The organism is Thioalkalivibrio nitratireducens DSM 14787, assembly GCF_000321415.2.
GTDB classification, from domain to species: domain Bacteria; phylum Pseudomonadota; class Gammaproteobacteria; order Ectothiorhodospirales; family Ectothiorhodospiraceae; genus Thioalkalivibrio; species Thioalkalivibrio nitratireducens.
This window is the reverse complement of record NC_019902.2, coordinates 1,299,780-1,320,991: the sequence shown is the minus strand read 5'-3', so window position 1 is coordinate 1,320,991 and position 21,212 is coordinate 1,299,780. Positions and strand designations below refer to the sequence as shown.

The 21,212-nt window shown below is 65.0% G+C and carries 17 protein-coding genes and 1 pseudogene; 10 read left to right on the top strand and 8 right to left on the bottom strand.

Going from position 1 to position 21,212, the window contains the following annotated elements; genetic code table 11:
• The first annotated feature begins 102 nt into the window (after positions 1 to 102).
• The 9 genes from TVNIR_RS06330 (at position 103) to TVNIR_RS06290 (ending at position 14,210) form a co-directional block, all read left to right on the top strand.
• On the top strand, positions 103 to 1,002 hold the full coding sequence (locus TVNIR_RS06330; RefSeq protein ID WP_015258166.1) for a cobalamin-binding protein: 900 nt from the start codon (positions 103 to 105) through the stop codon (positions 1,000 to 1,002).
• Positions 1,003 to 1,100: 98 nt separating this feature from the next.
• Complete coding sequence (locus TVNIR_RS06325) at positions 1,101 to 2,003, top strand: FecCD family ABC transporter permease (RefSeq protein ID WP_237251798.1); 903 nt, start codon at positions 1,101 to 1,103, stop codon at positions 2,001 to 2,003.
• A complete protein-coding gene (locus TVNIR_RS06320; RefSeq protein ID WP_015258164.1) occupies positions 2,000 to 2,797 on the top strand; it encodes an ABC transporter ATP-binding protein in 798 nt (265 codons plus the stop codon). The genes TVNIR_RS06325 and TVNIR_RS06320 overlap by 4 nt, the downstream gene beginning before the upstream one ends.
• 61 nt (positions 2,798 to 2,858) lie before the next feature.
• Positions 2,859 to 3,065: a hypothetical protein gene (locus tag TVNIR_RS06315; protein WP_015258163.1), complete on the top strand. Its 207-nt coding sequence runs from the start codon at positions 2,859 to 2,861 to the stop codon at positions 3,063 to 3,065.
• 285 nt (positions 3,066 to 3,350) lie between these two features.
• Positions 3,351 to 3,773 (top strand): DUF4399 domain-containing protein, encoded by a 423-nt coding sequence (locus tag TVNIR_RS06310; RefSeq protein WP_083499524.1) that lies wholly within the window; start codon positions 3,351 to 3,353, stop codon positions 3,771 to 3,773.
• 307 nt (positions 3,774 to 4,080) lie between these two features.
• The gene (locus tag TVNIR_RS06305) at positions 4,081 to 5,016 is read left to right on the top strand and encodes an outer membrane lipoprotein-sorting protein (protein WP_015258161.1); all 936 of its coding nucleotides are present in this window, start codon (positions 4,081 to 4,083) and stop codon (positions 5,014 to 5,016) included.
• An 87-nt stretch (positions 5,017 to 5,103) separates the two neighbouring features.
• Positions 5,104 to 7,254, top strand: a complete 2,151-nt coding sequence (locus TVNIR_RS06300; protein ID WP_015258160.1) for a DUF1302 domain-containing protein — start codon at positions 5,104 to 5,106, stop codon at positions 7,252 to 7,254.
• 85 nt (positions 7,255 to 7,339) lie between these two features.
• A complete protein-coding gene (locus TVNIR_RS06295; protein ID WP_015258159.1) occupies positions 7,340 to 10,108 on the top strand; it encodes an efflux RND transporter permease subunit in 2,769 nt (922 codons plus the stop codon).
• 610 nt (positions 10,109 to 10,718) lie between these two features.
• A complete protein-coding gene (locus tag TVNIR_RS06290; RefSeq protein WP_015258158.1) occupies positions 10,719 to 14,210 on the top strand; it encodes a PPi-type phosphoenolpyruvate carboxykinase family protein in 3,492 nt (1,163 codons plus the stop codon).
• Between the two features lie 57 nt (positions 14,211 to 14,267).
• Here TVNIR_RS06290 and TVNIR_RS06285 read toward each other — a convergent pair whose 3' ends face one another.
• The 8 genes from TVNIR_RS06285 to TVNIR_RS20520 all read right to left on the bottom strand — a co-directional run bounded on the left by TVNIR_RS06285 (position 14,268) and on the right by TVNIR_RS20520 (position 19,477).
• On the bottom strand, positions 14,268 to 14,636 hold the full coding sequence (locus TVNIR_RS06285) for a TusE/DsrC/DsvC family sulfur relay protein (RefSeq protein ID WP_015258157.1): 369 nt from the start codon (positions 14,634 to 14,636) through the stop codon (positions 14,268 to 14,270).
• A 94-nt stretch (positions 14,637 to 14,730) separates the two neighbouring features.
• Positions 14,731 to 15,594 carry a BUD32 family EKC/KEOPS complex subunit gene (locus TVNIR_RS06280; protein ID WP_052316620.1) on the bottom strand — a complete coding sequence of 288 codons (864 nt, stop codon included), beginning with the start codon at positions 15,592 to 15,594 and terminating at the stop codon, positions 14,731 to 14,733.
• 153 nt (positions 15,595 to 15,747) lie between these two features.
• Entirely contained in the window at positions 15,748 to 16,197 is a 450-nt protein-coding gene (locus tag TVNIR_RS06275) for a host attachment protein (protein ID WP_043739460.1), read from the bottom strand.
• Positions 16,198 to 16,422: 225 nt separating this feature from the next.
• A complete protein-coding gene (locus tag TVNIR_RS06270) occupies positions 16,423 to 17,097 on the bottom strand; it encodes a rhomboid family intramembrane serine protease (protein ID WP_418081350.1) in 675 nt (224 codons plus the stop codon).
• 84 nt (positions 17,098 to 17,181) lie between these two features.
• Positions 17,182 to 17,889 (bottom strand): hypothetical protein, encoded by a 708-nt coding sequence (locus tag TVNIR_RS06265; RefSeq protein WP_015258153.1) that lies wholly within the window; start codon positions 17,887 to 17,889, stop codon positions 17,182 to 17,184.
• A 73-nt stretch (positions 17,890 to 17,962) separates the two neighbouring features.
• Complete coding sequence (locus TVNIR_RS06260; RefSeq protein ID WP_237251763.1) at positions 17,963 to 18,652, bottom strand: protein-L-isoaspartate(D-aspartate) O-methyltransferase; 690 nt, start codon at positions 18,650 to 18,652, stop codon at positions 17,963 to 17,965.
• A gap of 50 nt (positions 18,653 to 18,702) precedes the next feature.
• Complete coding sequence (locus tag TVNIR_RS06255; protein ID WP_015258151.1) at positions 18,703 to 19,131, bottom strand: CBS domain-containing protein; 429 nt, start codon at positions 19,129 to 19,131, stop codon at positions 18,703 to 18,705.
• A gap of 97 nt (positions 19,132 to 19,228) precedes the next feature.
• A complete protein-coding gene (locus tag TVNIR_RS20520; protein ID WP_083499376.1) occupies positions 19,229 to 19,477 on the bottom strand; it encodes a hypothetical protein in 249 nt (82 codons plus the stop codon).
• A gap of 272 nt (positions 19,478 to 19,749) precedes the next feature.
• Between TVNIR_RS20520 and TVNIR_RS06250 the strand changes: the two are divergent.
• Positions 19,750 to 20,965, top strand: a pseudogene (locus tag TVNIR_RS06250) (IS110 family RNA-guided transposase).
• The last annotated feature ends 247 nt before the right edge of the window (positions 20,966 to 21,212 follow it).

Genomic DNA, 21,212 nt, shown 5'->3' with positions numbered 1-21,212 from the left:
CCGCCGGTGTCGAACCAGCCCCCGGCCCTGATACCGAGATCCATGCTTGCACCGGGCGCCGATACGGATGACCCTAAAGGCCGTTTTCGCAACCCCGTTCCCATGCCTGGATTCCGCAGCTTCCTTTGTGTCCTGTTCAGTGCGCTCCTGCCCCTGGCGGCCGGCGCCGCTTCGGGTGTCACGGTCACCGACGATCTGGGCCGCGAGGTCGTACTGGAGCAGCCGGCACAGCGGATCGTGAGCCTAACGCCGCATCTGACCGAACTGCTGTTCGCGGCCGGGGCCGGCGAGCGCATCGTAGGCACGGTGGAACATGCCGATTACCCGCCCCCGGCCCTGAAGATCCCCCGGGTCGGCACGGCGGCCCATCTTGATTTGGAGCGGATCCTCGAACTGGAGCCGGACCTGCTGCTCGCGTGGGCCAGCGGCAGCCCTCGTACGGCGCTGGAACGCCTGGAACGGCTCGGACTCGCCGTGTACTACAGTGAACCTGCCGACCTCGCCGGCATCGCCGCTGATCTGCGCCGACTGGGACGGCTTGCCGGGCAGCCGGAGGTCGCCGAGGCCGCAGCCCGGGCCTTCGAGGCCGAAATCGACGCGCTCCGGCGGAACCATGCGCACCGGCGCCCGGTCACCGTGTTCTACCAGGTCTGGGACCGGCCGCTGATGACGGTGAACGATGGCCACCTGATCGGCGAAGCGATCCGGCTCTGTGGCGGCCGCAACCTGTTCGGATCGGAAACCAGCCTGGTTCCGCGTCCGGACCGCGAAGCGGTCCTCGCCGCCGACCCCGAGGCCATCGTCACCGGCGGACCAGGCGAGGACCGGCCCGACTGGCTGCAGCCATGGCGGGAATGGGGCGCGCTGACTGCGGTCCGGCGGGACAACCTGTTCTTCGTGCCACCGTCGCTGCTGCAGCGGCACACTCCGCGGATCGCAGACGGGGCGCTCATGCTGTGCGAGGCGCTGGAACTCGCCCGCGCGCGGCGGCCGGAACCCTGACCGTGCCCGCATTTCGCCGATCCGGCGCCAGCGCACCGGTGCCGGCGGTGCTGGCCGTCCTGTCGGCCGGGGCACTGCTGTCCCTGACCGCCTCGGTGATGCTGGGCAGCGTGACCCTGGCCCCGTCGGAGGTGGCCGCGGCATTCCTGGGCGGGGGCTCCGACCTCGCGCGCATGGTGGTACTGGAACTCCGCCTGCCGCGGGCACTGGCCGCGTTCGCGGCAGGCGGCCTGCTGGCGCTGGCCGGCGCACTGATGCAGGTGCTGCTGCGCAATCCGCTGGCGGATCCGTACATCCTCGGCGTATCGGGGGGCGCCGCGGTCGGGGCACTGCTGGCGATGATCGCCGGGCTGGGCCTGGCCAGCGTGTCCGGTGCCGCATTCGCCGGCGCGATGGCGTCGACCCTGCTGGTATTCGGACTCGCCCATGGCACCGGCAGCTGGACCCCGACCCGCCTGTTGCTGACCGGCGTGGTCGTCGCCGCGGGCTGGGGTGCGGTGATCACCTTTCTGCTGGCGGTGCGGCCCAGCCCCGAGCTGCCGGGAATGCTCTACTGGCTGATGGGGGATCTCGGGCAGGCCCGCGGCTTCACGGTCCCCTGGATCGCCCTGGTCACCGCCGTCTTGCTCGCGCTGCCGCTGGGGCGCGGTCTCAACGTGCTCGCCCGCGGGCCGCTGCAGGCTGCGGTACTGGGCGTTGCGGTGCGGCGCATGGAATGGACGGTGTATCTGCTGGCGGCGCTGGTGACCGCTGTCGCCGTGACCACCGCAGGAACCATCGGCTTCGTCGGCTTGATCGTTCCGCACATGCTGCGGTTGGTGATCGGCAACGACCAGCGCTTGCTGCTGCCTGCATCGGCACTCGCCGGCGGTATCCTGCTGACGCTGGCGGACACCCTCGCGCGCACCGTGATCGCACCGCAGCAATTGCCGGTGGGCGTGATCACCGCGATGCTCGGGGTCCCGGTGTTCCTGTACCTGCTGTACCGGAGCCGCGCATGAGCGCGGCGCTGCTGCAGCTGAACGCGCTGGTGATCGACGTCCCTGGACGAACCGGCGCGATGGCACTCGATGCCGCGCTGCTGCCAGGCCAGTGCTGGGGGCTGCTCGGGCCCAACGGCGCGGGCAAGACCACCCTGCTCCACACCCTTGCGGGCCTGCGCCGGCCGCGTTCCGGGCAGATCCTGATCGACGGCCAACCGCTGCCTGCGCTCCCGCCACGCCGGGTCGCCCGGCGCCTGGGCCTGGTGTTCCAGGACCATCACGACGGCTTTCCCTCGACGGTGCTCGAGACCGCGCTGATCGGCCGCCACCCGTTCCTGCGCGCCTGGGATCTGGAGGGAGCGGACGATCACGAGATCGCCCACCGGGCACTGGCACGGATGGACCTGGAAGGGCTCGCCACGCGGCAGGTGCAGACGCTGTCCGGCGGCGAGCGCCAGCGCCTGGCGATTGCCACGCTGCTCACGCAGGATCCACCGCTGTGGCTTCTCGACGAGCCGACCAACCACCTGGACCTGCGCCACCAGGTCCAGGTGCTGGAACTGATTCGTGGCGAGGTCGCGAACCACGGGCGCGGCGCGGTGCTTGCGCTGCACGATCCGAATCTGGCGGCCAGCTACTGCACCCACCTGATCCTGATGTATCCCGACGGCGGTCTCTGCTGGGGCCGCACCGCCGACGTGTTTCACGTGCCCGCCCTCGAGCGGCTGTTCGGACAGACGCTCGAGGCGATCGAGACCGGCGACCGGCTCTGGGTGCGCCCGGTCGCGGCGCCCCGGGCCGGAGCGCGGTAACGGCGAGCACCCGGCCCGCCTGCTACAATCGCGCGGCCGGCCAAACCGCTCAAGGGATACCATGGCAACTCAGGACGACGGAACCCGCAGCTATTTCATCCTCGGCAACGTGATCCTCGGAGTTGCCGCACTGATGCTGTTCTTCTTCGGACCACTGTGGGAGCACCTGGGCATCTGGGCCCTGTTCCTCTGGATGGTGCTCGCCGCGCTGGGGGTGTATCTGATCTCCACGGGCTCGGGCTCGTCGCCGCCGGGCCCGCCGAACTGACGTCCTCGGACAATGCAAAAGCCGGGGCTGACCCTCGGAACCCGGTGCCACGATTCCGGGCCCGGCACCCTCGGGGCTGGACCCAGGCGGCAAACCCGTTCAGGATCGGGGCGGGCGGAATCTCCAAATAGCGGCTCCGCCCGACGGGCGTTGCGATGACAGGGTTCCCGCGAGTCTTCCGGCGGGGGGCCATTGGGAAAGCGAACGGAACCCCTGCCTGCGCAGACGGCCCGGATACCACCAAAACGAACCTGTCCGATGGAGGATATCCCGATGTTGAAAGGCATGCTCCCTGCCATTGCCGTTCTCGGCCTGGCCATTACCCCTGCCCTGGGCCTCGCGTCCGATCGTCCGGCGCCCCCCGAAGGGGCGAAGGTCTACTTCATTTCGCCGTCCGACGGTGAAACCATCGAGGGATCGGTCACCGTGCGCATGGGCCTGCGCGGCATGGGCGTCGCACCTGCCGGGGTCGAGGTCGACAACACCGGCCACCACCACCTGCTGGTGAACGCGACGATCGACGACATCGATCTCGACGCGTCCCTGCCATTCTCCGACGAAACCCGTCATTTCGGTGGCGGCCAGACCGAAGCGAGCCTGGATCTGCCCGCAGGAACCCACACCCTGCAGTTGCTGTTCATGGACTACCGCCATATCAGCTTCGACCCGCCGGTCGCGTCCGACGTGATCACCATCACGGTCGAATAGCCCCTTATTCGGGCTTAGCACCCGCCAAGGCAGGCCACGATGGCCTGCCTTTTTTTCGACCCATCGTCGAAGCTCCTTCTGACTCTCTTACGTAATAGTACGTAGAAACGTACAGAGCCAGTCATCCTTTTTTCCGGTTGACTTACTGTTTCCCCACGGGCAATGTTTTCCCCAATTAACCATGAGTTCGCCTAGCACTTTTCTAAAATACTAATACACAAAACGCTAATACACCCCGGCAGACGGGTGCTTCATACCCTTCCGCTCTGGGCGCCGGGGCAAGACCACACCTCCTGGAGGAGTTCTGATGAAGCCGATCCCCGCAATGCTTGGCAGCGCCGCGCTGGTACTCACCCCCCTGGTGTTTGCCGGGGTCCCGAAGGATCTACCCCTCCCGACGGGCACTCCGGATGCCGACGAGATCGCAGCACAAGTCTATTTCGTCAACCATTTCTATGCGTTCGACAACTACACGATCAAGGATACCCGAGACGCCATTACGGTCCTGATCCTGCGCACAGGGCGGGGCGGTGTGACTAGCAACACCCTATCCCGCTATCTCAACAACGACTACCCACCCGATGGCGAAATCAATGCGAAGGACCTGGCCATCTTTCATTCCGGCAAGCTCCGCGGTACCGGGATGCTGATCGTCGACTATACCGACGACGCCCGCAGCCAAACGTATTCCATCTGGCTGCCGGCGATCCGGCGTATCCGCCGATTCGCCGAACCGGCGCACGACGATGCTTGGGGCGGCAGCGACTTTACCTTCGGCGACGTCACGCTGCGCAAGCCTTTTCACGAAACCCACGAACTGCTGGGCACCGAAACCTTCGATGACTGCCTGAACGTTATGGAAGACGTGCGCGTCCGGGAGCTGAGCGACCCGCCGCCGCCGGCCTGCGAGCACAAAGGGAAGGAAGTCTACAAGCTGAAGAGCAGTACCAAGTTCGACAACTGGTGGTACGACTATCGCATCAGCTATGTCGACACCCAATCGTTCGCGGATTACCGCACCGAATACTTCAAGAACGACTCGATGGTCAAAATCATCGACCGCGACTGGATCAGCCTGGAGCACCCCGATCCGCGAGCCCTTTCCTGGGGTTACTGGTACGGCAAGACACTGGACACGGGCCACGAAACCTGGGCGGTGATCCCGCAGGATGTCGTCGAATTCAATACCGACATCCCGGAGCGATTCTGGTCGGAATCCACCCTGGAACGGATTCGGCGCTGACGGGAGCATCGCAGGACCATACGCCCCGGCTTCCGGACAGGCTCTCCTGACCGCTGCCGGGCCGTCTTTTCTTAAGGGGGGACTTCCATGCACAAGAAAGCATTGATCCATTGCGCCGTGTTGATCGCATTGGGGGCACCGCACGGTGCACTCGCCATCGATTTCAGCGGATACCTGAAAAACGAAACATCCGTCTTCTCCCGCTCCGGACAGGTCACGGGAGCCGCCGGCAACATGCTCGACCAGCGGGACAGTCACTCGGCTGGTGACGTACTCAAGTTCGAGAACTCCGCCCGGTTGTTCCTGACCGGCGACCTCGCGAAGAACGCGATCTGGCATGCCGATCTCAACTTCATCTACGACACCGAGGCCATCAAGAGTGACTCCTTCGACTACCGGGGTCACGAACTCTACTCGCAGCATGATTACCTGCGTGAACTCTACGCCGAGTGGGCCGACGGTGGCTGGCTCGTCAAACTCGGAAAGCAGCAGCTCGTGTGGGGTCGGGCCGACGGCATCAAGCTTCTCGACATCATCAACCCCACGGACTTTCGCGAACTCAATCAGAACACGTTCGAGGATTCACGGATCCCGGTCTGGATGGCCCGGGTCGAACGCGAACTCGACGACAACAAGGGCAACCTGCAGTTCGTGGCGTCCCAGTCGGCGGTCAACCGGATCCCGGGTCTGAACCGCTCCGGCGATGCCGGCCACCCCTTCATCATGAAGGGCGTCGACGCCATCTCGGGGCAGGTCAACGGGTTTCTCAACATCACTCCCGCTTTGGGCGGAACGGCGCAGAGTTTCAATAACGCAGCGCAGGGCGGCGCATTTACCGGTGGCATGCCGAATCCGGCGGGCCTGGTGCCCTTTGCCGGGCTCACCGTCGACGGGTTCGCCAGCGGCTTTTGGGACCCGCAATCCAGCCCCGGCGAGATCCTGCCGGCGACTCCGGAAACTGGGGTGCCGGGGTTCATGCTGCTGAACAACATTGCCCAGTGCGGCCTAGACCCCACCTGCACGAGCGATCCAAACGCCAACGAGTTCGTCACCAATCTGGTGCCGGTCACCGGTACCGGATTCACCGACACGAGCTGGGATCCCACCGATCGGACCTCGGCTTTCGAGCACATGCCGAACGCGTCGTTCGCCACATTCAACACGTTTGCTGGAGCCGGCTTCACCGGCAACAGCGTGCGCTCCGCCTACGTCAATGACCGGCCAAACGCTGAGGATGCGAACATCGGCCTCCGTTTCAATACGATGACCCGCGGTGGCCTCGGCTACTCGCTGAACTACCTGTACAACTACGATCCGAATCCTCACATCGACCTCAGCTGGCATGATGGGGTCACCGGCGAAGCATTGACGGTGCAGCGGGCGGCGAGCATGGACATCGGCGGCGGCGCGCTGGCGCCGGACCTGACCACGGACCGGAGTCGCGCGGAGATCCAGCGCGACCTCAGCGGGCCGAACGCTGGCGACACTACCTCACTACTGCTGCGCAATGCCGCCGGCCAGTACTATGGCGCGGCCGACCCTACGTTCGGCATGGCACCAGGCGCGCACAACACCAATCCCGTCGAGCTTCGGTTCAACGAGCGGCAGCAGCGCATTCACAACATCGGCGGCTCGTTCGACTATGCGCTGGACACCGCCGCCCTGGGACCCGTGGTTCTGCGCGGGGAACTTCTCTACCAGAAGGATACCCGCCAGCCGGTGGTCGATAACGTTCTGCTCGGAATCGGCGACCTGTCGAACGGCTTGACCATGCAAAAGGCCGACATGTTCAAGTACGTGCTCGGGGCCGACATCACGGTGATGACCAACCTGTTGATCAGCGGTCAGTTCATCCAGTTCCGCAACCTCGACCACGTAAACGAGAGTGCGACCTGTACCACGCAGGCCGGGATCGAATTCGATTGTTCACGTTACACCGCCAAGTTCGCGACGATGAATCCGTCCAACGGCCTGAAGGCGGCCCGCAAGAACAAGGAATTCTACTCCCTGTTCTTTTCCAAGCCTTTTGGCCCCAGCCAGCGCGGGCGGTGGAACAACATTACCATCTACGAAGAGGGGGGCGGCTGGTGGAACCGCTTCGATCTCGACTGGTCGTTCACGAGCAATCTCGTGGGCCTGGCCGAGTGGAACCATTATTGGGGGGACGACGACACCACGTTCGGACAATTCAAGAAGTCGTCGAATGTGCAGGTAGGCCTCCAGTATTTCTTCTGGTAGATCGCCTCTGACCGATCGCGCCCGAACCGGTGCCGGTTTATCCGGCACGGGTTCGTAGCCTCCTCCATCCGTCAGGAACTACGCCATGGCCAGCACTCCCCGTCCGCTCCCCCCGGCTCAGCCCTGGGCCGAGGCCTATGCCCGCTTCGTGATCCGTTTCCGCTGGATCATCATCGTGCTCATCCTGACCGCGACCGGTGTACTGGCGACCCAGATCCCGAAGATGGACGTGCGCAACGATCCGGACACGCTGCTGCCGCCAACGAACCGCTATGTCGCCACCAATGACTACGTCGAAAAAAAGTTCGGCATGGCGAACCTGATGGTGATCGCTGTCCACGTGAAGGAAGGCGACATCTTCCAGCCGTGGTTCATCAACAAGATCCAGCAAATCCACCGTGACATGGAAGCGCTGCCCGAGGCGCGTCCCGAGAATTTCATCAACCTCGCGGCACAGAAGATCAAGTACATGGGGGCGGACGAGTATGGCCTGGTCTTCCAGCGCCTGATTCCGACCGCCGGTATCAGCACGACGGACCCCGACCAGGCGGCCGAGGAACTCGCCTTTCTCGAGGAAGGCATCCGCACCAACCCGGTCATGGCGCCGATGCTGGTCTCGATGGTGGACCGCGAGACCGGGGAAAACTGCGCCTACGAAGATTACGACAAGGCGTTCTGCAAGGCCGTCGCCGCCTACATCATCGCCGACTACAGCGACGGCGTGAAAGAGATCTACCTGCCCTGGGTCCGCGAGGTGCGGGAACTCATGGCCCAGCACGCCGAGGATGACCGCGTCGAGATACTGGTCGCCGGCGAGCCCTACTTCCTCGCTTACATGCTGCTCGATCTCGTGCAGAAATGGTGGCTGTTCGCGCTGTCGCTGCTGATCGTGATCGCGGTACTTTGGCTCGAGTTTCGCAACTGGCGCGGCGCGATCTTCCCAGTCCTGGGGGTCTTCGCCACCATTGCGATGACGCTCGGCCTGATGGGGTACACCGAGTTCAAGCTCACCACGATGATGGTGCTCACGCCGATGCTGCTGCTTGCGATCGGAATCGGCCACTCGGTACAGATCACGCGGCGGTTCATGCTCGAACAGGCCGGAAGCGGGGACTGCTTCAAGTCTGCCCATATCGCGATCTCCCACACCATCATCCCGGCCACGCTCTCGATCGTGACCGACATGGTCGGGTTCGCGACGTTGGCGTTGGTCGACATCTCGTTCTTCAAGGCCTACGCCTACTTCGGCGTATTCGGGATGCTGACCCTGCTGTTCACCACGACCACGCTGATCCCGCTGTTGCTGACCGTGTTCCCTCCGTCGCAGGAGAGCTGCAACGACAAGCACGGACACCGCTGGGAAGCGAAGGTCGGCGGGGGAATGACCCGAATGCTGCTCGGACCGGGCAAGTGGCTGCCGATCGGCGTGATCGCGCTGGTGATGGCCGTGTCCGCCTACCACACGCGCTTCTGGGAAGGATCTGTCGCGGATCCGTTCCCGGGGCTGGAGAAGGGCATCAACTACGCGCGCGCTGCGTTCAAGGAGAAATCGGAAACCTGGCAGGATCTGGAACGCCTGAACCAGATCATGCCCGGAGTGATCTCGGTGAGCGTCCCGATCCGCGGGCGCGAGGCGCTCTCCCCGGACTGTCTCGACACCTACTTTCCCGAGTACCTGTTCGACATCGACGACCCGCAGGAAAGGCGGGCCCAATGCCAGGCGTACGAGCGGGAACTGGGATGCTGGGATCCGGATCCCTGCGGTGCGCAGGGCATCTTCAACGACGCGTCCGTGCTCGCAGACGTCGAGCGCATGGAGAACTGGATGCGTGCGCATGCGTTCATCGGGTATACCGGCTCCTACGCCCAGTACGTCCGTCTCGTGAACATGCTGCTCGCCGCGGAACCCGGTGACCCGCTCGACCTCGCGGACCTGCGTATCCCGACGCGGGAATACCTGCAAGCGATCGACCCGGACGACGACCGCGACCCGGATGCGATCGTGCAGCTATACAACGGCCTGCTCGAAACGATGACGTCGGCCGGCGACATGGACTCGTTTGTCTCCCACGACTGGAACGAAGGCGTCGTGCTCGGGTTCATCAACACCATGGACCCGGTGGAGACCCACCAGGTGACGATGGACATCCAGCAGTACATCGAGGATCACAAGAACGATCCCGGATTCGGCAAGGTGCACTTCGGCCTGCGCTCGGGTCCCTGGACCGACCTCTCCGGCGACACCAATGAACTGTCGATCGAAGGTCTGGACTACGTACGTCCCGGGGTCGGCGGGTTCCTGGGCGCCACCGAGGCCACACGCGAAGTCGCGATGGACGAGTGGCTGCGCACACCGATGCAGACGGCACTCGCAATCTTCCTGATTGCCGCTTTGATGTTCCGTTCGTTTACGCTGGCCGGGCTACTGCTCGCGACGCTGCTCATCGTCCTGTTCGCGCAGTACGGGCTGGGCGGCTACTTCACTGCGGTGCAGAACTGGTCGGGCAACCTTGCTTTCCACTTGATCGTGACGCTCAGCATCGCGATGGGCCTTGGCGTCGACTACGGCATCTACATGATCTCGCGCCTGAAAGAAGAGATGGAAGCCACCGGCAGGAACTGGGCACAGGCGCTCCGCAACACGCAGAACACCACGGGATCCGCAGTAATCGTATCGGTATTCGTGTTGCTCGGCAGCTTCATTCCCCTGATAGGGACCGACCTGGCCAATACCTGGGGCCTCGCGATGTATATCGGTGCCGCCCTGATCCTGCATGTGTTCACGGCACTGATGCTGCTGCCGCTGCTCATTCGTTGGTTCCGGCCCAAGTACGTCTTCGGTACCGCGGCCTGAACACCGTTTGTGGGCGGGTGGAGCCCCGGAGCCGGCCGGCTTGCCTTGCCGGTTCCGAAATGAACGCTGCCCGCAGGTCATTGTGAGCGACAGCGATCAGGCGAACAAACACTGCCTCCCCCAGGGTGGAGGCAGTAGAGTGACTCGAATCGCCCAACGACGGCGGCAACAAAGGCGGTGCACCCCGACACTGCCGAGCGACCAAAATGCCTTCGTCCGACAAGCGAACGAAGCCTGGTGACTGTGCGTGCTCAGAGGCAACAGTTCGGGGTTCGGGATGGTCGCTTGGCCCCGATCAGCGTGACAATGCGGCCACGGAAGTCACGGAAGGTGAAAGCGATCAAACGCCCTTTTCCGGGTCTGTCCGTGCTTTCCGTGGCTCGGTCTTCATCTTGCCGGGTGGCCGTTGTCCATGAGCGTTGGTGCCTGACACCGTTCCCGGCCCGACCCGGCATGGCGGGATATCGTTCGACTTGAACTGACCGGCCGCGTCCGGCACCCTTGTGCGTCCGCGCGCCGGCGGACCCGCCTCGCGGTGCGTCCGCAAGCGCTGCCGGCACCGAATAACGAGAATGACGCGGCCCACAGGGCGCGCCTGGAGGATGGGTTCATGGACCTGGTACGCATGCTCGGCCTGGGCACAAGCCCGGCCGATCCCGAGGCGGAGCGCCGCAAGCTCCAGCTCTACATCAACCTGAAACTCGCCTCCTCGGGGCAGCCGACGTTCCTGAGCGGGGACATGGCGGAGTTCCTGGACACGGCCCAGGATCTGCTGAAGTCCTACCGCGAGAAGAACCGACTGCTGTCGCAGCATCACTGCCCCGCGGACCGGCGGGTCCAGGACTTCCTGGAACGCTACCTCGAAGGGCTTGATCCGGTGCCCCGGCTACCGACGCAGAGCTTCATCCTGGACCGCCACGGGGTCGCCCGCGAACTGTCGCTGCCGATGGACGGCGACGAGTTCCACTCGGAGATCCTGTCGAGCTACCGCGTGCGCCAGGGCGTGCTGCACAACCCCGACAAGGATCGGCGCACCACCGAGGGATCGTTCCACGTTGCCGAAGGCGGACTGCCGATCCCCGGGGACAAGAAGGCCGTGCCGCGAGAGGCATTCGGGCGCCTGCTCGCGGCGGCGCTGAACCCGCCGGACGATCTGCTCACGCTGCCGTTCACCGCCAGCGCGCGGCGGCCCGCGCGGATGTTCGTATCGCTGCTGCTGCGCCCGACCGTCTGTCCCGAGATCCCGCACCAGGCCGCCGAGAAAACGATGGAGATCCGGTTCTTCGCGCCTGGCAACCTGGTCAGCAACCTGGACTTCGTCGAGAGCATCTTCGGCAACGGCGGCAATCCGTACCTGCCCGAGTTCGACGCCGCACTCGATGTCGAACACTGGACGGGCCATACCGGCTGCGTGATCCTCGCACCACACCTGATCCACTGCACCAAGAAGGAACTGGGCCTGCCGCACTGGGACCAGGCCAGCGAGCGCCAGCGCGAAGACGGCATGTGCTGGAGCGAGGAGCAGGATCTCTACAACAATGGCCAGGCCTTCAAGGTCACCGCGCGCGACGAGAGCGGCGTGATCGTGACCGTGGTGGCGGACAATTACTACGGTTACTGCAAGAAGGAAGTGAAGACCCAGATCAGCTTCGCCGCGAACCTCTACGGCCTTGCCGAGGAAGAGCATGCCGGTGGCGCACTCGCGTTTCGGCGCCGCAATCACGGCGAGGAATACGGCGTCGACAGCCGTACCCGCGAACCCGGCTACACCTTCGACGAGATGGTCGAGCGCTACGGATCCGTGATGGATTCGCAGCCCGAAGGGTACGCCATCGATCGCCACCACCCCGAGGTGATCTACGTACCGCAAGATCTGCGCATGTCCCTGAACGCGCAGACCATCACCTGGGAACAACAGGGCCAGACGCGTACCATCCGACTGGAGCCGGGCAAGATCTACATGCAGCCGAACGGCTACAAGGTCGAGATGCTGCGCCACCCGGGAGCGCCTTCCTGGCGCCTGGTCGGCACCGACCCGGAAGGCACTTTTTGCCACAAGCCCTGCACGGTCTCCGGCGGCGGCAAAAGCGAGATCTCCAAGTCGATCGAGGACGCGGTGATCTTCGGTCCGCTGTTCGTCGACGACCTGCACAAGGATCTCGACCGCGTACAGGAGATCTTCGACCGCGACTACAGCACCCGCTTCCGCCCGGGGTACGAGGCCGAGGACCACGATCCCAGCCGCAAGCCGCTAAGCCCGCAGCGCAGCCTCGGGTCGGTGATCAAGCTGCTGACCCCTTCGAAGAGCTACACCGACGAGTTCAACCAGTGGCTCGAGGCCATCCCCCCGCGCATTCTCGCACTGGTGTTCCTGATCAAGCGCTTCTACCGCCAGGAATGGGGTAACGACTGGCGCCACCACCTGTCGGTCGACGAGGTCGATGGCGCCCCCGGCCACGAACTGAAGCTGCACGGTCGCCGCATCATCGCCACCTATCTGCGCCTGGGCTTCGACACCGAGGGCAAATGGCGCACGTTCAAGGTCCGCCAGGATTACATCGCGGCGGAGAAGGTGCAGATGGAAGACGACATCAGCGCCAGCGTGGTCGTGCCCGCGCAGTGCCTGACGCACCCGCCGCAAGGAGATGCCCGGCAGCGCAGCCACAAGCTGGTAAAGAACTGCGAGTATCGGCTGTTCCAACGCCCGGACGAGGCGATCCACCCGGGCTTCGATCGGCAGACCGAGGCCGACCTGGCACGGCCGGGGAACTTCCTCGCCAACTACGAGCCGCTGCGCGGCGACGCGCTGTCGGCGGTCACCCACGACGTGCTGACGTTACACAATTTCACCGCCCCGATGCGCAACCTGCTGCTCGAGGCCGAGGCCGCCGGCGGCTACGTGGTGTCGTCGGCCCACCCGCGGCTGGTCGACGGCAAGCCGTCGAAAAACCCGCGCTACCTGCAGACGCGCCCGGATCTGGTCCATCCGGTCCGGCGCTATGTCGCCGAGATGGGTGCCCGCTTCCACCGCAAGCTGCCGCTCGGCGAACCACTGTGCCTGCCGGTGGACGCGGTGCTCACCGGCCGGCGCAACAATCCCCCCGAGCCGGGGATCCGTCCGCTCGCGGTGTACAACCCGATCCATTACCAGGAACTGCCCGAGCTGTTCATGGATTTCGTCTGCTCGCTGACCGGCAAGTCACCGTCGACGACCGGTGCTGGCAGCGAAGGCGCGCTCACCAAGGGCCCATTCAACGCGCTGCGCCCGACCGCCGACCTGAACAACGCGCTGGTGTCGTTCATCCTGACCGGCTACGCCGGCTTCTCGAGCTCGGCGGGACACATCGGCCCGCAGGTGCGCGTCGATCACGACGTCAGCCTGCTGATTCCGGAGATCTGGACGCGCCTGCATCCGCAGGAACGCGAGCCCGGTTTCATGATCGAAAACGGCTACCTGGAACCCCTGACCGATTTCGAACACAAGGGGCAGAGCGTGCTGGCCAGCCGCCTCGGCTACCGGATCACCGACCGCTTCGTGCACGACTTCCTCGGCAAGATCTTCGACAATCCGAGCGCGGTGTTCACCGATGCGATCCTGCGTCCGGAAACGCAGGATCTCGACGTATTCGCGGACGGAGTGGCCAATATCGTCGAAGCACAGCAGCGGGTCGCACGGCGCTATCTGGAAGACGGCTGCCTGGACGATGCCTGCCCGCCGCTCAAGGCCCTGCTGCACATCATGGCAGAGGGCCATTACCAGGGCCGCGACGCGCACCACCCGGAGATCCGGGCGATGTTCACCCGCGACTACCTGCTCGCCTCGGACTGGTACCGCGAGCGACTGGAAGTGAAACAGGGCCGCGACGCAGCTCTGTGGCAGCGGCACGCGGACAATCTTCAGCACTTCCTGGAACTCGAAAGTCACGCCGACGAGGCGGAACGTCTCGACATCGCAGACCGCCTCCGCTCGGCGCGCGCGAAACTTGCGGAGGTACGCAGCGCCGCCTATCTGGAGAGTCTGGTCGGAACCATCGGCGCAGACCCGCTCGGCCCCGCGCGCCAAACGCTGGAATTGCCCGAGCCGCAGCGCCAGGTAGCCTGACCGCGCCACCCGCAGACCCCCGGCACCCATGCGGCGCCGGGGCCGCGGGGCTGCTCCTCAGGAAACGCTGCCGAAGCTCGCGTTGACGGCCTCGGGCGGGGGCTCGAGTCCCGCGAGCCGCGCCCCTTGCGCGACCGGGCCGCCCGGCATCAGCTCGTACAGGTACTTCCTGCCGCCCCGGGAATGAAAGCGTTCGTCGAGTGCGTCGTGCAGTTCCCGCAACGAGATCTTCGCCGACTCCTCGTGGCGATGGTAGTACTCCTGCAGGGCCCGCACCAGTTCCCAGCGCTCTTCGCTCAGTTCCAGCCCCTCTTCGCGCGCGACGGCTTCCGCGGTCTGCGGCGTCCAATCTACCGGCGCGTGCGGGAAACGCGGATCGCGTTGCACTGCGCTGGGGTTCATGACCTCACTCATTCTCTCTGCCATCTCGATCCTCCTGCGGGTTTCGTGTGATTGTGCTAGTGTCCAAGAAGTATAGACAGCCAGACGGCAACGACGAGGCCGAACAGGCCGCGCCGGTTCATCGAGCCTGTGCATATTCCCGCAGGGCACGGACCCGGGGCATCACCTGCTGGATCGCGGCGGATGTAATCAGCGCGCGCTCGACATCCCTGCCCCCAAAACGGGCCGCCCAGCGCAGCGCGGCAGACCCCGCTGCCAGCCATCGATGCAGCTGCAGCAACTCGATCAGCGGTGGCTCCGTCTGCCGATGTTCAAGGTATTCTTCAAGGAATCGAGCTCCCATAGCCTCGCGTTGGCAGCTGGATCCCAGTGCACGGCGTTCAGCCAGCGAGTGCACGATCAGGAACAGGTCGAAGACCTGTCGGTATCGAACCGGGAGCACGCCCTCCAGGTTCTCCTCGAAGTCGATACGATGCAGCACACCGCCGCATAGGGTCAGGTTGCGGAACTGTGCCGCCCCATGCCATTGACCGGCGTCATGGAAGCGAGCCTGATCGGCGGCGAGGCGCCGCATCAACACCGCCCGGTCCCGCACCGGAAGCCGCTCGAGGTGTTCCTGCACCGTGGTGCCAACATCCTCGGTCACCAGCACACGGTCGCTCTGGTACAGCACTTCGGGAACCTGCTCACCCGCTCGTGCCAGTGCTCGAAGCCGGCTGGCCTCGAAGCTGAGGCGCTGCCGCCCCGACTGACGCAGCGACGCCAGCGACGGCCAGTGGCCCAGCGCAACGCGCAGCAACAGGGCTGTACCCAGGACACGCGGCCAACCGTAGCCGCGAGCGTCTCCACACTTGAGCACGCCCCGCCGCCCCTGAACCATCAGGCGCATCACGCGGCGCGGGCGACCGCGTTCTAGCGCAATGAAATATTCACCCTCCCGCCAGCTGCCGAACCGGCGTTGATCGCTACCGTTCGCTGGCATCCCGGATCCGTATCGTTCGCAAACGGCCATGCTACTGCAGCGGGCCGGAGCTGGCCATGGACCCGGACCGGAAGGCAGAAGCGGCAGACATCGGGTGCATAAAAGCCGGCCGCAGTGGTACTTCGCGGCCGGCGGCAACTGGATCAGCCCGAACTAGTACAGGAAATCCGGGAGATACGAGCGGAGGGTCCCTGGATCCTCGACCTTGACCACGTTCTTGGCCACCTCGGCACGAACGGCATGGGCCACGTTCCGGTCCATCACATCCCGCAGCGCACCGAGAAAGGACGGCGACGCCACGATCACTAGGTGCTTGAACACGCCCTGGTGATGGGCCGCCTTGAGCCGTTCCGCCACCATGCGGGCGAAACGATCGCGTTCGAGTTGGGCCGGGTCGGTGGCGTCGTCGAAGGCGTGACGGGCATCGCCGTTAGCACCCGCCCACCCCCGTCCGGGTCGATCGGACACCAGATCCTGGTTCTGCGCCCGCGACTCGCTGTGCGACAACGCCTCCACGTCACTCAGCCCGTGACACGCACGGCCCTCGCAACACAGGATGCGCGCGCGAGCGGCATCCGCAACCACAATCCAGACAGTATCCATGCAGATCCTCCGTTTCGGAAAAAATCGGCACCCTTGCGGGCTGGTACTGGGGATACAGGCGACCGCACGGCCCTGAACCGGTCCCGGAACCCGCTGTAACCCCTACCACTAGTGTAGCTGTTCCACGCGCCGCGCCGTGCCTCTGCGAATGTCGCTGGCACCGGCGAGCCGGGCCACCGGCACGGCTTCGCCGGCCCCCGCGCTTCCGCAGACCCAGCCCTCCGCCTACCACCAGAAGACCCGCCGGCGCGGCCGCAGCGGCAGCTTCCCGCGCCAGTACTGGATCAGCAGGAACCCGAACAGCATGCCGCCGAGGTGGGCAAAGTGCGCGATTCCAGCCATCGTCCCGGTGATGCCGGCGAACAGCTCGAAGGCGCCGTACCCGATCACGAAATACTTCGCACGGATCGGCACCGGAAACAGCAGGAAGATCAGCCGCTGGTTCGGGAACATCATCCCGAACGCGAGAAGGATCCCGAATACGCCGCCCGAGGCCCCGATCGTGGGATAGATCTCGTCGTTCATCACCCCGTACGAGGCCACCGCCAGCTGAATCAGACCGGCGCCGACCACGCAGACCAGGTAATACACGGCGAACAGCCGGGAGCCCCAGGCATTCTCCAGCTGCACGCCCAGCATCCACATCGCGAAGAGGTTCAGGAACAGGTGTAACAGTCCGCCATGAAGAAAGCCGTAGGTCAGCAGCTGCCAGACCTCGAACGACGGCACCCGCACGAGCTGTCCGTCCTGTTCGATGACATCGGGGGTGCCCGCCGGCCACAGCGCGAAGTGGAGCAGCAGCGGTTCGAACGCGAACAGCTGCAGCACGAACATCAAGGCATTCGCGATCAGCAGGAAGCTGATCACCGGTGGGAACAGTCTGGGACGGGGCTCCTGCACGTTCATGGCCGGGGCAGCGGCCCCAGGAAGGTCGGCCCATAACCCCCACATCGCTGCGGGGAACGCGGGCTCGCGGGGCCCGGCTCAGTTGACCGGCAGCCGCGCACGCAGTTCGTCGCGATCGAACCACCAGTGGTCGCCAACGATCGCGTCGAGCATCCGGCTCAGGCGCTGGAACAACTTGTCCGTGTCATTGAGCTCGTACATGTCGATCCAGGTATTCAGCGTCTCCTGGTCCTCGATCCCGCGGTGGCGGCGGGCGACCCGGGAGATGACCTGCGTGGTCAGGAACGTGAGGCTGTCGCGTTCCCGGCCCTCGGCACGCAGCCCTGCAATGTAATGCGCGACCATCGCCGCCACCGCCGCTCCATCGGCCTGCTCCGGGGTCTCGTCCACCACGTGGGTAAGCATGGTCACGGTCGTCTGCGCCTTGACCGGATACGTCACTCCCAGCCAGACCCCGTGCCCGAGTGCCAGGATGGAGTCATCCTGTTCGGCGCGGTAGAGCAAGTCGCAGGCCTCGACGGCCTCCTGCCAAGCCTCGGCGGCCACCAGCGGCTCCACCAGCGGCCGCACGGTCTCCCAGGCCTCCGGCTTGCGCTCCAGGCCGATCAAGGTCTCGCCGATATCGAGCAGCACGTGGGCGCGGTGAACCAGCGGCGCATCCGGCCGGAGCGCGGCCAGATGGGCCCGGTGCTCGGCCAACTGCTGCTCGAGCACGGCGAGGCTCTCGGGCCCGACGGTGCCGGTGATGAAACTGTCGGGGTAAGACTGCGGGTCGTGGTTGTTCATCAGAGGATCGATTGCCATGGCTTGCCAGCGAGCCTGCTTTTTACCGAAGCCATCCGCCGCACGCAACCACCCGTCAACTCCAGGGGTCCACCGTGCCACCCTCCCCGCCGACCAGCGGCACGAAGATCACCGAAAGCACGGCGCGGCGGTGCAGCGTTCCATCGGCGCCGCGGGTAACCAGCACCAGATCCTGCCCGAGCCAGTGGGAATCGACCGGGATCACCAGGTGCCCCCCCGGCTTCAGCTGCTCGACCAGCGCCGGGGGGATCGATTCTGCTCCGGCTGTAACGATCACCGCATCGAACGGCGCCGCCTCGGGCCAGCCACGACGGCCGTCGCCCGCCCGGACCCGCACGTTCCGGTACCCCTGCCGCTGCAGATTCTCGGCAGCGGATCGGGCCAGCTCGGGCACCACCTCGATGCTGAACACCTCCTGCGCCAGTTCCGCGAGCAGTGCGGCCTGATAACCGGAACCCGTGCCGATCTCCAGCACCCGACTCTCGGGGGTCAGTTCGAGCAGCTGGGTCATCAGTGCCACCACGAACGGCTGCGAGATCGTCTGGCCATGCCCGATCGACAGCGCACGGTTCTCCCAGGCGAAACGCGCGCTGTCGTCGGGCACGAAGGCATCGCGCGGCACCCGTCGCAGCGCCTCGACCAACCGGGCATCCGGCGCGGAGATTCCGGTGCTGCCGGACGTCTCCTGGAACTCGCGTTCCACTTCGGCAACCAGTGTATCGATCCGTTGCTTTCGTGAACTCACCACGGTCGTCTCCGCATGTATCCGGCTGCTCCGCCGCTCAGGTGAAGGAATCAACTGGCGATATAGAGTTCGAGCTGCGAGATGATGAACTGCTGCTCGTCGATGATGGCCTTGACGAGATCCCCGATCGAAACCAGCCCGACCAGCTTGCCATGCTCCAGCACCGGCAGGTGGCGAACACGCTTGTCGGTCATCAGCGCCATGCATTCCTCGACGGTGCGTCCGGGCTCCACGCAGGTCACGCGCGCCATCATGATCTCGCGCACCGGCGTGTTGCGGGAACTCCGGTCCAGCAGGATCACCTTGCGCGCATAATCGCGTTCCGAGATCAACCCGACGAGCCGCCCGTTCTCCAGAACCGGGAGCGCACCGATCTCGTGATCGGCCATCATTCGCAGCGCTTCGAACACGCTCGCTTCCGGACCAATACTGTAGACATCGTGGCCTTTCTCGTTCAGGACTTCGTGAACCTTCTTCATCCTGCAGCCTCCCGATTTTCTGGCGTGTAACCCACAGTCTAGCCGTCATTTCCCGGGCCGGCTCCCGGGTCACGTGCAAGAACCCACCGCTCCCGTCTCAGCCGACCCGTGGGGCGAAAGGATGTAGCGTCATCCGCCGGCCGGCGTTCGTGCCGACCCGGCACCAGCGGCGACCCCGGCGTGGAAACGGCGGATGATGGCCTTCGGCCTCGTCCGCCAGCCGGCGTTGGGGATGCTGCGGGCGTCTGGGCACTGCGAACGCCATGTGGCGGATGACGCTGCGCTTTTCCGCCCTACGGGTCGCCAGGGACACGAGACAGGCCGTGACTTTCACGCTAACTGTCATGCCGCCGGGCGCGCGGCACCCCCGATGATGAAAGATAATGGGCGTGCTGTCGCGTCGGGCTGAGGTCGCGATAATTCTTGATGGCGCCTGACCGCGCACGCTAACTCGACCCGCTGCCCTTCACTCGTACCCCGGATTGCCTGGCATGGCCTGGAAGGGTCATGGACAGCGCACGCTAAAAAGAGCCGTCGAGTCCCGACAGGCCGTTGAAGGACGGCGCCCTTGGCGACAGCACATCGTGAAGGATAGTGCGTTTGCCCGAGGAGGTCAGCATGGACATTACCCCGATTCACCGGCGCGTTGTCGGTCTGGATGTGCACCAGAGCAAGATCACGGCCTGTGCGCTGATCGAGCAGCCCGATGGCAGTGTGGCGGTGGAGCACCGGGAGTTTGGTGGTTTCAAGCGCGATCGGCGGGCGTTGGCCGAGTGGGTTCGCGGGTTTGACCCCGAGGTCGTGGTGATGGAGAGCACTGGGATCTACTGGAAGAGCCCCTATGCGGCCCTTGAGCGTGTGGGCGTCATGGCCTGGGTGGTCAATGCCCGTCACGCCCGAAACGTGCCTGGCCGCAAGACCGACCTCTCCGGTGCCCAGTGGCTGGCCACGCTGGCCCGTGCCGGTCTGCTGCGGGCTTCGTTCATTCCTCCGGCCGAGATCCGCCATCTGCGCCTGATCGCCCGGCAGCGCCAGAAGCTGGTCGGGATGCTGGCCGCGGAGAAGAACCGGCTGCACAAGGTGCTGACCGATGCCGGGATTCGCCTGAACGTGCTGGTCTCCGACGTACACGGCGCGTCGGCACGGGCCATGATCAAGGCCCTGCTCGCCGATGCCCCATGCACGCAATCCTCGACCTCGCCGGCCGCCTGCGGGCTTCCCGCGAAGAACTGTTCGAAGCCCTGCAACCGGAGGAACTGAGCACCAGGCACCGCTTCGTGCTCAACGAGGTTCTGGCGCACATCGAGTACCTCGAGGCCATGATCGCCCGCTTCGAACAGGAACTGCTTGCGGGTCTGGCCCCTGGGAGCCGCAGGTGTGCCTGCTGGAAACCGTGCCCGGCATCGACCGCATTGGCGCCGCCATGCTGCTCGTCGAAATCGGTACCGACATGGCGAGCTTCGGCAGCGCCGAACGCCTCGCGTCCTGGGTCGGCATCTGCCCCGGCAACCACGAGAGCGCCGGCAAACGCAAAAGCGGACGCACGCGCAAGGGCAACGCCTGGGTCCGTCGCCTGCTGTGCGAGTTCGCGCAAGCCGCCTCCCGCACCCGCTGTGCGCTCAAGGACAAGTTTTCGGCCTTGTCCATCCGCAAGGGACACAAGCGCTCCATCGTGGCCCTGGCGCACAAGCTCCTGCGCATCGTCTACGCCATGCTCAATCATGCGGCCCCCTACCAGGATCGCACCGTCGATTACGAGGCTCTCGTCGTGCAGCGCAACGCGCCGCGCTGGCTGAAGATGCTGGAAAAGCACGGCTATCTCACCGCCACCTGAGCCGCCACACAGGCTCTTCGAGTCCCGCAAGCAGGCATTTGCGCACCGGCATGCGTCACGCCAGAATCTCGCTCGCCCCAACGTCAGGTTCTTTCACGCTAACGCGAAATACGCCGCCCGAGAATCGTATGTCTCCGATTTATAATCGTAGTTTCATCCTTCGGGGTGCCTCGCGGCCGAGGGTATGACAGTTAGCGTGAAAATCCAGCCACGGAAGAACACGGAAATCACGGAAGATGAAACGGAT